Annotated in this window: 13 protein-coding genes; 8 read left to right on the forward strand and 5 right to left on the reverse strand. The window is 49.4% G+C overall.

Going from position 1 to position 13,325, the window contains the following annotated elements; translation table 11 throughout:
• Positions 1-52: 52 nt before the first annotated feature.
• Positions 53-1,147, forward strand: coding sequence for an FUSC family protein (locus ACPAOP_RS07955; protein ID WP_423709874.1), 1,095 nt, complete (start codon positions 53-55; stop codon positions 1,145-1,147).
• 120 nt (positions 1,148-1,267) lie between these two features.
• Here ACPAOP_RS07955 and ACPAOP_RS07960 read toward each other — a convergent pair whose 3' ends face one another.
• Positions 1,268-1,819 (reverse strand): NADPH-dependent FMN reductase, encoded by a 552-nt coding sequence (locus ACPAOP_RS07960; RefSeq protein WP_423679439.1) that lies wholly within the window; start codon positions 1,817-1,819, stop codon positions 1,268-1,270.
• 514 nt (positions 1,820-2,333) lie between these two features.
• Between ACPAOP_RS07960 and ACPAOP_RS07965 the strand changes: the two genes are divergently transcribed.
• Positions 2,334-2,561: a hypothetical protein gene (locus tag ACPAOP_RS07965; protein WP_423679438.1), complete on the forward strand. Its 228-nt coding sequence runs from the start codon at positions 2,334-2,336 to the stop codon at positions 2,559-2,561.
• Positions 2,562-2,567: 6 nt separating this feature from the next.
• On the opposite strand, the gene ACPAOP_RS07970 is transcribed toward ACPAOP_RS07965, so the two are convergent.
• Positions 2,568-3,368, reverse strand: coding sequence for a LytR/AlgR family response regulator transcription factor (locus ACPAOP_RS07970; RefSeq protein WP_423709875.1), 801 nt, complete (start codon positions 3,366-3,368; stop codon positions 2,568-2,570).
• Entirely contained in the window at positions 3,365-4,402 is a 1,038-nt protein-coding gene (locus ACPAOP_RS07975) for a sensor histidine kinase (RefSeq protein WP_423679436.1), read from the reverse strand. Before ACPAOP_RS07975 ends, ACPAOP_RS07970 begins: the two co-directional genes overlap by 4 nt.
• Positions 4,403-4,491: 89 nt before the next feature.
• On the opposite strand from ACPAOP_RS07975, the gene argH reads away from it, so the two are divergent.
• The 6 genes from argH to ACPAOP_RS08005 all read left to right on the forward strand — a co-directional run bounded on the left by argH (position 4,492) and on the right by ACPAOP_RS08005 (position 10,821).
• The gene (gene argH, locus ACPAOP_RS07980) at positions 4,492-5,886 is read left to right on the forward strand and encodes an argininosuccinate lyase (protein ID WP_423709876.1); all 1,395 of its coding nucleotides are present in this window, start codon (positions 4,492-4,494) and stop codon (positions 5,884-5,886) included.
• Between the two features lie 329 nt (positions 5,887-6,215).
• Positions 6,216-7,346 (forward strand): ABC transporter substrate-binding protein, encoded by a 1,131-nt coding sequence (locus ACPAOP_RS07985; protein ID WP_423709993.1) that lies wholly within the window; start codon positions 6,216-6,218, stop codon positions 7,344-7,346.
• Between the two features lie 238 nt (positions 7,347-7,584).
• Entirely contained in the window at positions 7,585-8,466 is an 882-nt protein-coding gene (locus ACPAOP_RS07990) for a branched-chain amino acid ABC transporter permease (protein WP_423679434.1), read from the forward strand.
• Positions 8,467-8,470: 4 nt separating this feature from the next.
• Positions 8,471-9,349, forward strand: coding sequence for a branched-chain amino acid ABC transporter permease (locus ACPAOP_RS07995; RefSeq protein ID WP_423679433.1), 879 nt, complete (start codon positions 8,471-8,473; stop codon positions 9,347-9,349).
• Positions 9,350-10,111 carry an ABC transporter ATP-binding protein gene (locus ACPAOP_RS08000; protein ID WP_423679432.1) on the forward strand — a complete coding sequence of 254 codons (762 nt, stop codon included), beginning with the start codon at positions 9,350-9,352 and terminating at the stop codon, positions 10,109-10,111. It abuts the gene before it with no gap.
• Positions 10,108-10,821, forward strand: coding sequence for an ABC transporter ATP-binding protein (locus ACPAOP_RS08005; RefSeq protein WP_423709877.1), 714 nt, complete (start codon positions 10,108-10,110; stop codon positions 10,819-10,821). The genes ACPAOP_RS08000 and ACPAOP_RS08005 overlap by 4 nt, the downstream gene beginning before the upstream one ends.
• Positions 10,822-10,917: 96 nt before the next feature.
• Here ACPAOP_RS08005 and ACPAOP_RS08010 read toward each other — a convergent pair whose 3' ends face one another.
• A complete protein-coding gene (locus ACPAOP_RS08010; protein WP_423709878.1) occupies positions 10,918-11,871 on the reverse strand; it encodes a hypothetical protein in 954 nt (317 codons plus the stop codon).
• Between the two features lie 82 nt (positions 11,872-11,953).
• Complete coding sequence (pmbA, locus tag ACPAOP_RS08015) at positions 11,954-13,306, reverse strand: metalloprotease PmbA (protein ID WP_423709879.1); 1,353 nt, start codon at positions 13,304-13,306, stop codon at positions 11,954-11,956.
• Positions 13,307-13,325: the final 19 nt, after the last annotated feature.

Consider the following 13,325-nt stretch of genomic DNA (forward strand, 5'->3'; position numbering starts at 1 on the left):
CACTCTGCTCTGCAGGGCAACAGCAAAACAACAAACAAGGTAAAGGCGTTCAATGAAGTGGCAAAAACGCTGGAGAACATTGCGGGCGTTGATGTGGGAGGAATTGCATCACCTGACAACAATCCAGAACAGTGACCGACGATGGCACATGCCCTTGGCCGCAGCGCTTGCGTCTGGCTTGCCACTGATAGTCGGCGCGTATTTTAATCATCTGGACTATGGTCTGATTTCATCGCTCGGCGGGTTGGTATTTCTTTATATGCCCAACACCCCTATGTATCATCGCATGGTCTCGGTGATGGCCTGCGCTTTCGGCTTAGTCGCCTGCTATACATTAGGATTAATCAGTCATTTTTTTACTCCGGTCATGATGCCGGTGCTGATTTTCATCTCCATCCTTGTCACGATGGTCTGCCGATTGTATGCCGTGGGACCACCGGGCAGCCTGTTTTTCATTATGACAGCATCTATCGGGGCCTATACACCGGTGGACGTAATGCAGGTACCGCTATTGGTCGGCTTACTGACCATGGGCAGTTTACTCGCGTGCATGGTCGGCTTTTTTTACAGTATTTACGTACTCAGGCTGCAGCCCCCCAAGCCGGTCAATCCATTACCGCCAGTAACCTTTGATTTCGTCGTATTTGATTCTGTCGTTATCGGCGTTTTTGTGGGTATTTCACTGGCAGTTGCTCAGTTGCTGCATCTGGAAAAAGCTTACTGGGTTCCGGTCAGTTGTCTTGCCGTTATTCAAGGTGCATCACTGCGTGCGGTATGGAGCAAACAACTGCACCGGGTCATTGGCACCAGTGCAGGCCTGTTGGTTTCCTGGGGATTGCTGCTGTTGCCGCTGGATAAATGGACCATTTCGATAATGATGATGGCGCTGACCTTCGTGATCGAATTTACAGTGGTGCGACATTATGCGTTTGCGGCTGTTTTTATTACCCCTCTGACCATTCTGCTGGCGGAGGCTGCAACTCTTGGGCACGGCTCCCCCTCAGAGCTGATTCACGCAAGATTCTTTGATACGGTACTGGGTTGCATCGTTGGTCTGTTTGGCGGGATTTGCCTGCATAACCAAGGTTTCCGGGATATCGCCAGCCGTCAAATGCGTCGCCTGATACCATCACGTCTGATGTCATGATAACTGCGGATACCCGGAATAATGATCCAGTCCGGGGCTGGTCAAAAAACACCCTTTCTCACCCCAAAAAAAGTGGCGACAAAATGTCGCCACCATACTGATTCACCCGATAGCCGGAACTTAGCCTGCGTGTTTTTTAACCCAGGCGACATAATGATCCATCCATTTTTGCAAAAATGCCTTACTGCCTGGACCAATGTTGCCATCACCGTCAAACAGACCTTCTTTGGCGTGTATAAATGCTTCTGGCTGAGGTAACACAGGCATATCCAGATACGAGAGTATGTTGCGCAAATGCTGTTGCGCCATCGCCGTACCAATCACGCCGACAGATACCCCCAGCACTCCGGCAGGCTTACCCGCCCAGGCACTCTGTCCATAAGGACGTGATGCGTGGTCGATCGCATTTTTAAGCACACCGGGTATAGAGCGATTGTATTCCGGCGTCAGAAACAGCACACCTTTTGCAGCGCTGATATCTGCTTTCAGACGACTAACTGGCGCGGTTTGTTGTCCATCATCATCCTGGTTATAAAGCGGCAAATCACCAATCTCTGACTGCTTAAATGTGAATTCCGCAGGCGCCAGTTTCGCGATAGCGTTTGCCAATTGACGATTAAATGAATCTTTGCGAAGACTACCGATGACTACTGCAATTTGATATTGGCTCATGTTGATCTCTCCTTAGTGTAATGAAAAAACAAACTGACCTGACTGCCTGAGCGACGATAAAAACGAAAGCAACGATGACAACAACTGATGATCGTCTCATCAATATACATAAAATATCTGCTTAGTACCGTCATTCTTATTTGAGCTGAAAATTGATCCGCTACAAACAGAACACCGTTTGCCATCAATGAGCAATTCCGCGATATCTAAGCAAACTTGCTCTGCTTAAATGACCGGATTCCGATATAATCCGCCTCCTTCGAGGTTCAGAAGATCGTTGATCTTAGCAGGCGTTTCCACTTCAGACATGCGGATCACAGCCTGATCAATAGCGGAAAATGTAAGGTCAGCCGATAAGCAACTGCAGCCCACGCAGAGTGCTGAATTGCTACTCTCAAGCATATCCTCTTAAAAAAATCAGATGCTTGATTCACTGATAGACAGTGTGCTGCGGGGATAAGTTTTTATTTTATATTTACAGAAAAACTGCCACTGCAGATTCATACAAAATCCGATGAAAGATTACAAAGATAACGCAACAATGGAATTACCCGGATTTGACGAACCCGCATTTGAAGTGCAGGAAATCAGAAAAGGAAACACCAAACGCCGCCACAGAAAAACTATGCGCCAGGAACAACTGGATTTGCTGGCCGTGTTAGGTCCGACCGACACCACCGGGCTGCCGGCATGGGTTCATGATGAAAATACCGACCTGACCGGCCTTCCCGTCTGGCGCTGAATATCTTCAACGGACCAAGGCCTTAATCACAGGCCATTGACGTCTTGAAATAGGCAGCCGCTCAACAGATCCGGCGACGATTACCTGCCAATTTTCACTCACCTTCTCGTTTTCGCCGTCCATATCAGCGATGTGCGTCGCACGCTCGACGCCGGCGATCGCTGCTTTCGCAACCAGCGCATTTCGGTGAATGCGCACAAATTTGTCTTTCAGCTCCGCTTCTAAAGAGGTCAGAGATTCCTCCAGCAGAAATTCTTTATGCGACGTATATAAAGTCACGTATTTCTGCTCTGCCTTCAGAAATAACACCTCATTCACGGGTACCAGCAAAATACGTCCTCGTTCGGGAATGGAAAAGTGTTCACGGCAGCCAGGCACCACTATCTGTTCAGGAGCCGACGCAGTTCCCGCCGTCTTGACCGCAAGCCTTGCAGCGACACGATTGACAGACTCAGCAAGGCGACTCGCCCTGACGGGCTTAAGGAGGTAATCTGACGCTTGCACACCGAATGCCGGCAACGCAAATTCATCATAAGCCGTAATAAAAATAATTGCCGGCACACCGGAAAGCGGCGCGTGCTGCCGTAAATACTGCGCCATTTCAATCCCGCTCATTTCCGGCATCTGCACATCAAGCAAAACAATATCCGGCTGCAATTCGGCAATTTTTTCAAGCCCCGATTTTGCATCAGATGCTTCACCAAGCAGCAGATGCGGGCACTCAGCCTGAATATCAGACAATAAAGTCGTCAGCCTTTCCCTCGCAGGCGCCTCATCATCAACAATGAAAATGGTGGGAATATTCATCTTTGTGCAGGAAATTGTAATTTCACTTCAAAACCGTCATTTGATTTACTGGTACTCAGACGCGCCTCCACGTCATACAACAGATTTAAGCGCTGGCGTATATTTTCCAGCGCCATCTGATTGCCTGACGACAGTCTGGCTGCCTGATGTACGGGATTACGCACGCTGATTTCAATTTTATCTAATCCCTTCTGAATATCGATGAAAACCGTTGCGTTTTCTGCCGAGGGTTCCACACCATAATGCACCGCATTTTCCAGCACAGGCTGCAACAACAATGCAGGAATTTGTATCAGACGTAAATCTTCATCCGTCAATTGCACGATATTCCACTGCAACTGCAAACGCTCCCCGAGACGCAAAGACTCAATTGCGAGATATTGCCGGCAAAGATGCAACTCATCATACAAACTCGTCATGGTCCGGGTGTCACGCATCAGTACCCGGAACAAATCGGACAAATCCTCAATCACAGATTCAGCACGGCGCGGATCCTTGCGTATCAGTGACAACGCGGTGTTTAAACTGTTGAACAAAAAATGTGGTCGTATCCGCGCCTGTAAGGCCTGCAAGCGCGCCTCTCCCAACGCAGGAGAAAAAGCCCTGGTCCGCAGCTCAAAATACTGTTGCAGGCAAAATCCTGCGACACCGGCGAAAACGAGAATAAAAATGGTATTCAGGCGCGGAAAAGCCAGCAAAAACCAGTCAAGCTGAGTCAGAAGAGAAATCAGGCAAAAACTGACAACAACGGGAATCAGAATGCAGGCCAGTCGCTGCGACCAGACTGGGCTGGCATGGTTATAAACATAACGGCGGGTAGCACATAACAGGAAAAGCGAAAGCAGACAAATCGATTCGATCAGCATCGATGCTTCAATGAAATTCTCCAGAACCAGCGCCCAGCCGTCACCGCGCGAAGCCAATCCCAGCAAAACAATCATGCTGACACCCGCCAGCACACGAAAAATCACGCCGGTATTACAGCAATCTGGAATCACAGGTTCCTTATTCGGGACAGATAAAACAGTCGTCATCGTGGTTTTGCTCGGGGAAAAGGGGTGCGGTGTTTTATAATCTGGGAATATTTATCGCTAACCGCAGCTAAAACGGCAACCTATCCATTATGACATCACAATTCAACAAAAAAAGCGAGGCATGGTCTGCCCGTTTCTCCGAGCCAGTTTCCGATCTCGTCAAGCGCTACACCGCATCGGTATTCTTTGATAATCGCATGGCAGCGGTGGATATTCAGGGCTCACTCGCACATGCGGAAATGCTGAGCGCACAAAATATCATCAGTGCGCAGGATTATGCCGACATTCAGCGTGGCATGGCGCAAATTCAGTCTGAAATTGAATCCGGCAAGTTTGAATGGTTACTGGATCTGGAAGATGTGCATCTGAACATAGAAAAACGCCTGACCGAGCTGGTCGGTGACGCAGGAAAACGACTGCATACCGGACGCTCACGTAACGACCAGGTAGCGACCGACATCCGCCTTTATATGCGCTCTGCGATTGACAATATCGTTGCCCTGCTACGTGCTCTGCGCAGCGCATTGCTTGATCTGGCAGAAAAAAATGCCGATACGATTTTGCCGGGTTTTACCCACATGCAAGTCGCCCAACCGATCACCTTCGGACATCACATTCTGGCGTATGTTGAAATGTTCGGACGGGATACCGAACGCATGCTGGACTGCCGCAAACGCGTCAACCGTCTGCCATTGGGCGCGGCAGCCCTGGCTGGAACAACCTTCCCTATCGACCGCGAACGCGTTGCCAAAACACTGGGCTTCGATGAAGTCTGTTACAACTCGCTGGACGCGGTTTCTGACCGTGACTTCGCGATTGAATTTTGCGCCGCAGCTGCACTCGTGATGACACATATTTCACGGATGTCTGAAGAACTGGTGATCTGGATGAGCCCTCGGGTCGGCTTCATTGATATCGCCGATCGTTTCTGCACCGGCTCGTCGATCATGCCGCAAAAGAAAAATCCTGACGTGCCAGAGCTCGCCCGCGGAAAGACAGGTCGCGTCAATGGTCATCTGATTGCGCTGCTGACGTTGATGAAGGGGCAGCCACTGGCGTACAACAAAGACAATCAGGAAGACAAAGAACCGCTGTTTGATACAGTCGATACACTGATCGATACACTGCGCATTTTTGCTGACATGGCAACCGGTATCAGCGTCAAGCCAGAAGCCATGCGTGCTGCGGCTTTGCAAGGTTATGCCACAGCAACCGATCTTGCGGACTATCTGGTCAAAAAAGGCTTGCCGTTCCGCGATGCGCACGAAGCCGTTGCGCATGCCGTCAAAACTTGTGTAGAAAAAGGCTGCGATCTCAGCGAAATGTCGCTCGAAGAATTACGTGGCTACTCAGCATTGATAGAACAGGATATTTTCCAGGTACTGACACTGGAAGGCTCTGTCGCTGCTCGCGATCACATCGGCGGCACAGCACCAAATCAGGTACGGGCAGCAATTGCACGCGCACGCCAGTCGCTCGCATAAACTCTCGTATTAACAACAAGCACACGGTGCGGCCCGTTCCGGAGCCGCACCCCTCCCCCTTCAAGACCCGCTCTCCTGCTCGCTTTACCAATGCTATAAGTAATTCTACTTAAGCAGCTGATATTGCACCGCAACACCATGTTATATTGCCCTTAAGGTTAGCAGCCAATACAATATTCGGCGAAAATAAATGTTTGTCTAATAAAAATCCAAGGTCAGTTATTCTGGGCAGTCAGGTAAAAGCGACAAGTATTTTCTCGCACTCTCAGTGACCGGCCAGTTTTTTCACCACTTTCTTTCAGGGAACCTTTATGTCACATCAACTTAAAATGATAGTTGCAAGTGCCTTACTCGGCTGGTCAGCACTTGGCAATGCGGCCGATATTAAAGTCGGGGTTGCCGAAGCACTGACTGGCCCTGCGGCAAAATACGGGATAGCAATCAAAAATGGTTTTACTCTGGCAGCCGATGGTATCAATGCAAAAGGTGGTGTCAACGGTAACAAAATCGCGCTTGTTGTCGAAGATGAGCAAGGCAAAAAGGAAGAAGCCATCAATGTTTTCAAAAAACTGATTTTCCAGGAAAAGGTTTTGCTGATTTTTGGTCCGACCTTATCGAACTCAGCATTTGCCGCTGATCCTATCGCCAACGCGACTAAAACCGTGGTTTTTGGCACCAGCAATACTGCCGACGGCATTACGAATATGGGACCTTTCACTTTCCGTAACTCTGTGATGGAAGCCGACGTTTTGCCAGTAACGACCCGCGCTGCAGTTAAAAAATTCAACATTAAAAAAGTTGCCGTGCTGTATGGCAATGATGATGCCTTCACCAAGAGTGGCTACGATGTCTTCAAGTCAGCGCTCGCGGATCAAAAAATCAGCGTTACAGATACCGAAACTTATGCAAAGGGCGACGTTGATTTCAAGGCGCAACTGACTAAAATCAAGGCATCGAATCCCGATGCGATCGTTTGCTCCTGCCTGGCCGAAGAAGCCGCCAACATTATTCTGCAAACCCGTTCGCTGGGCATGAAGCAGCCTTTTATCGGCGGTAACGGATTCAATTCACCCAAGCTGTTTGAAATCGCCAAAGACGCAGCGGACGATACTTTAATGGGCAGCCCGTGGTCGATAGAAAATGCCTCCGCAGCCAATAAAAAATTTATCGCCGATTACAAAGCTAAATTTGGCAATGAGCCGGATCAGTTCGCAGCACAGGCATTTGACGCGCTCAATATCGTTGCTGAAGCATTAAAAACAGTAAAACTGACTGGCAGTATCGATAAAGACCGCATTGCTTTGCGTAATGCCCTGCCAGCAATTAAATTCGAAGGAGCCACCGGTAAGTTTGCATTCCGCCGCGCCGCTGCCAAGGATAGAAAAGAAGCTGGTTACGATGCGCAGCAAGAAGCCATCGTCAATATTGCTAAAGGCGGTAAGTTTATTCTGCTGAAGTAAGACGACGCTGAAGGTACAGCGATCACACCGCGCGCTGACGTTGCGTGATCGCTGATATATGGCAACAGTAAAAATTTTTGCTCTGCCCCGATTTTGATTTATTCACAGATATATTTACCCGCATTGCATCGGCGTTTCTGAACTGAATTTATTTCATTTCCTTAAAACGCTTTTCTGACAGAACTGATGCTGAGTCCTATATTTGCAATAGCTGCAGCAGTTTTTCGCCTGGATCATCATGTTTGAACAACAACTTATCAATGCTCTGTCACTCGGTAGTGTGTACGCATTGTTCGCCCTCGGTTTTACTCTTGTCTTCGGCGTACTCGGCGTCATCAATCTCGCACACGGCGCTATCTTTATGCTGGGCAGCTATGTTGCCTTATTACTTGTGAGTCAATTTCAGATGTCCTTGTGGCTGGCGATGCTGATCGCCATGCTGACGTGCGGCGTGATCGGCGTGATTGTCGATTTTCTGGTATTGCGGCCATTGCGCAAACGGAATGCGCCGCATCTGGCGCCGATGATCGCCACCATCGGCGTCGCCATCATGATTACGAACGTGGCGCAGGGCTTCTTTGGCGCAGAAAACAAACGTTTTCCGTTTGGTACGATACCGGAAGAAAGTTTTACTGTCGGTAATCTGCACCTGACTGCCGTGCAATTAGCCATTGTCCTGATTTCATTTGCACTGATGGTCGTATTGCTGATCGTGATGCGCCGCACACAACTGGGCAGAGCCTTACGCGCTATCGCCGAGTCACCTAAAGCAGCGTATCTGCTTGGTATTAACGTTGAAGGTCTATTTCTGTTCACCTCTTTTGCTGCAGCGGCGCTCGGCGGTGCCGCCGGGGTACTGGTTGGCCTCTCGTTCAATGCGATCTCACCATTCATGGGACAACCTATGCTGCATAAAGGCATTGCAGTGATTATTCTCGGTGGCATGGGCGATATCCGCGGAGCCCTCATCGGTGGCTTATTTCTTGGCTTTGCCGAAGTGATGAGCGTAGCGTACATGTCCAGTGATTTCCGTGATGCGGTGGCATTTGGTTTATTGTTTGTGATCTTGTTGGTTCGTCCCTCCGGTATGTTTGGCAAGATTTTAGAAAGAAAGGCATAAGATCATGCTCGAATGGTGGGATGGTTTCTGGGCTATTTACAGCAACGTTATTTTCGGCATCGGCATCAACGCGATGCTGGCATTGTCAATTTATCTGACCCTGTCTTGCGGCTTGCTATCGCTTGCCAACGCTGCGTTCATGGGTATAGGCGCGTACGCCGCGTCGATGATCAGCATGCAGACCGAACTTGCGTTCCCGGTCGCCTTGCTTGCAGCGGCTGTTGTTCCCGCACTCGTTGCCCTCGTGATCGGGATTCCGACCCTGCGTCTGTCGGGTGTTTATCTGGCAATGGCGACACTTGGTTTCGGTGAAGTTGTCCGCGTTATCGTTCTGAACATGGAAATCACCGGCGGCCCTATGGGTCTGAACGGCATTCCGTTGAAAACAGAATGGTGGCATATCGCCCTGACTTTAGGCGTCACCTTATTCATCCTCGCAAGATTACGCCGCTCAAAAACCGGGCGAGCATTTGAAGCGATTAAAGAAGATGAAATTGCCGCGCGATTAATGGGCGTTAACGTCGCTGGCTACAAACTGTTGGCATTTGTGCTGGGCGCTGTGATCGCCGGCATCGCGGGCGGGCTGAATGCGCATTACACATTCACCATAGGTCCGGGAAATTATGCGTTTGAAAACGCAGTCGAAATTCTGACGATGGCCGTCTTTGGTGGCACCAGCAACCTGATCGGCCCGGTGATAGGCAGTACGATACTGACACTGTTGCCGGAAGTGATGCGCTCACTGAAGGATTTCCGTCTCGCCGCCAATGGTCTGATCCTGATCATCGTAATTCTTTACCTGCCTAAGGGCATCTGGGATCCAGCTAAAATCCGCGCGCTGCGCCGCAAATTCACATCCAGCAAGTCTGAAGAGGTTGCTTAAATGTTGCAGTTACAAGCTATCAGTAAAAATTTCGGCGGCTTGCAGGTCTTGCAGGACGTCAGCTTCTCCATGCCTGAAGGCAGTATTTTCGGCCTCATCGGCCCGAATGGCGCAGGTAAAACCACTATCGTGAATCTGATCACCGGTCTGCTGCGCCCATCCAGCGGCGAGATACGCTTCAATAGTCAGGATCTGAGCGTGGTGGAGCCTCACAAAATCACGCAACTCGGCATCGCCCGCACATTTCAGAACATCCGCATTTTCAAGGAAATGAGTTTGCTGGAAAACGTCGTCGTTGGTATGCATGAGCACCTCAATTACAGCGTCGGCAGTATGTTATTTAATCTCGCCGCATATAGAAATGCAGAAGCAAAAGCACGTGAACGTGCCCATGAATTGCTGACCTGGGTAAGACTCGATCACAAAGCACACATGCTGGCCGACAATTTATCGTACGGCGAACAACGTAAGCTGGAATTCGCGCGTGCGCTCGCGACACAACCCAAACTATTGCTGCTGGACGAGCCGGTCGCTGGTATGAATCCCGCGGAAAAAACCGAGCTGATGGCTGAGATTAATAATATCCGTCAACGCGGATTTTCGATTTTCATGATTGAACACGACATGCGTTTTGTGATGGAACTCTGTGACCGCATCGCGGTACTCAATTTCGGTAAAATCATTGCAGAGGGCACGCCGGACGAGGTACGCGCTAATCCGAATGTGATCGAAGCTTATCTTGGCAAGGAGGATGCTGCATGAGCACGATATTAAGCATCCATAACCTCAGCGTATCGTATGGTCACATCCGTGCCGTCAAAAATATACAACTGGAACTCAACGCTGGTGAGATCACGGCTCTCGTCGGTGCCAATGGTGCGGGCAAGAGCACGTCATTACTGGCAGTCTCCGGTCTGATCAAAGCGAATACCGGAAACATCCTGTTTAACGGTGAAGACCTGACGACACTCTCACCGCATCAGATCGTACAAAAAGGTGTGGTACAAGTAGCCGAGGGACGCGCGATTCTGACCACATTAACAGTGCAGGAAAATCTCGATCTCGGCGCTTACACCCGCAAAGATAAAGCGCAGATCAGCAAGGATCTGGACTACGTATTTCATCTGTTTCCGGTGCTGAAAAACCGCGCTTCCGGACTCGCAGGCAATTTATCCGGTGGCGAACAACAAATGCTCGCAATTGGCCGCGCTCTCATGGCAAAACCCAAAGTGTTGCTACTCGACGAGCCATCAATGGGGCTCGCACCGTTAATGGTGCAGGAAATTTTCCGCGTGCTGAAAGAAATCAACCAGACCGGGCTGACGATTTTGCTGGTGGAACAAAACGTCAGACAAGCACTGAAAATTGCCCAGCGTGGCTACGTTCTTGAAAATGGCGAAATTGTGTTGCAAGACAGCGGTCAGAATCTGCTGAACAACACGAGAGTGATCGAGGCTTATCTGGGTGCCTGATCTCGAATGCCAACCAAAACGTAATCAGCAATCCGAAATCCGAATCGCAGGCAATCGCCTGCGATTATCTGATGACAAGTCAGTCGCAAAGCACCGTTATCCCGGTGCATCCTTATTTAATTGCTCCAGAATTTTTTTCGCCACGCCACCAACATTGGGCAACACGCTATTTTTAGCCAGGTAAGTGATTTGATCTTCAGCGAGTTCCTTCACCTCTCTTGCCATTTCAGGATGCTTTTTTAATAGTAAAAAAAGAACTCCCAAGGCTTTATTCCTGTCGGTGTGAGAAGGCAGGTTCAATTGCCATGCAAGGTCGCCGATAAGATGGTGGATGTCTGCTGACGGTATATAGCTAAAGTAAAAAGAAATGAATTGAACAAGATTGTTTCTTACTGGCGAGCTCTCATCTCTGAAAGCGACCATTGCTTTGATCATCGCTGCCTGAGGGTCGCCACACCAGTTCAGCAAATGTGCTGCCTCTGTGCGCTGCGACTCGCTCTTTGAATATAGTAGTACATCAAATATCGCCTGTTTTTGCACCGAAGCAAGCAAAAATAACTGATTCGCCAACAAGGATAATTCTTGATCGTCATAATCAAGAAAAACACCGCGCGAGACAAAACTCTTTACGCCGGCATTTTTCTTGAGTTTTTCTATCCAGACGGAAGTCAGTTGCCTTGATAACTTGTATAAGTCTGAATTCAGTTCAATGTCGCGATATGGGATTTTTTCGGGAGTCTTTAATTTACTTTCATCTCCCGCTTCAACAACATCAACAACGGCATAGACCTTGCCGCCGCCAAAACCAACGATACCGCATCGCGCAAACGGAACATGAAGCCGGACTTCCAACGTATCACACCATGCTTTAAGCGAGGACATATCTGATGGTAACGGTGTATTCGTTTGCAGAGGAAACCCACTCAGGATGGTCTCCCTCGCTATCAGTTTATTTCCCAATACCTCAACACCTTGCAAAGACTGCTGCGCAAATCCCACAGATGAAAGCAACAACAAAATAAAAAAGGAAAGTAAATTTTTAACAGCCATAGCAAGTTTTAAAATGAAGAATTCAGCATAAAAAAACGACCATCTGTGATGGCCGTTTTCATTTGCGCGGTACGTGAGAGAATCAGTTACCCGCTATCGTCATGCTCTCTATCAGTATCGAGCCGGTCTGCTTGGTACCGCGTACCAGCGTATCGGCACCGACTGCCACAATCTGCATGAACATGTCGCGCATATTGCCTGCGATCGTGATTTCTTCGACCGGATATTGAATCACACCGTTTTCCACCCAATAGCCGGAAGCGCCACGCGAATAGTCGCCAGTAACGTAATTAACACCCTGCCCCATCAGCTCGGTTACCAGCAAACCTGTGCCCATTTTTTTGAGCATGGCAGCAAATTGATCGCTCTTTTTTGTATTCGATGACAGCAGACTCAAATTATGCGAACCGCCGGCATTACCAGTTGTTTGCATTCCCAGCTTACGCGCCGAATAGGTTGATAAAAAATAGCCCTGCAAGACACCATTGCTGACCACGTCGCGGCGCTGGGTGCGAACACCTTCATCATCGAATGGCGATGAACCAACTGCGCCTGGCACATGCGGATCTTCAAGCACCTGGATATGTTCAGGAAAAATCTGCGTCCCCAGCGAATCCAGCAAAAATGAAGATTTACGATACAAAGCGCCGCCGGAAACCGCCTGCACAAACGATCCCAGCAAGCCTGCAGCCAATGGTGCCTCAAACAGAACCGGGCATTTACGGGTCGTCAGTTTGCGAGCATTCAGACGCGCCAGAGCACGTTCAGCAGCATAACTGCCGATGGCTTCAGGCTGGGCGAGTTTTTTCGGATTGCGCTGTGATGAATACCAGTCGTCACGCTGCATCTTGGCGCCCTTACCTGCAATCGGTGCTACGGCGATGGTATGACGGGAAAGCGGGTAACCACCGATAAAGCCGCGCGAGTTCGCAGAAACGAAATGCGACTGCTGCACATGAACACTGGCGCCTTCACTGTTTGTAATCCGTTTATCGACCGCGAATGCTGCCGCTTCGGTGCGTCTGGCGATCTCGATCGCTTCTACTGCGCTGATCTGCCACGGATAGCACAGCTTCAGGTCGCGCGGTGCCATTTCAAACAGTTCCGCATCCGCCAGGCCGGCGCAATCGTCTTCGGCAGTAAAACGGGCGATGTTATACGCTGCATCAACCGTATCTTTCAGCGCCTGACGGGAAAAATCAGAGGTGCTCGCATTGCCGCGTTTTTGTCCGATATAAAAAGTAATACCGATACCTTTATCGCGGTTCTGTTCTATCGTTTCCACCTTACCTTTGCGCACGCTGATCGATAAACCTTCGCCTTCGCTGATTTCGACGGCGGCATCGGAAGCGCCTTTTTCCTTAGCAAAAAGCAACATATCCTGTGCAATTTGTTTCAACTGATCCTGGGTATGGGTAAAAACTGGCTTGCTCATAGATGAGGTTTCTTTGGAG

Source organism: Undibacterium sp. WLX3042, from assembly GCF_049544825.1.
Lineage (GTDB): Bacteria > Pseudomonadota > Gammaproteobacteria > Burkholderiales > Burkholderiaceae_D > Undibacterium.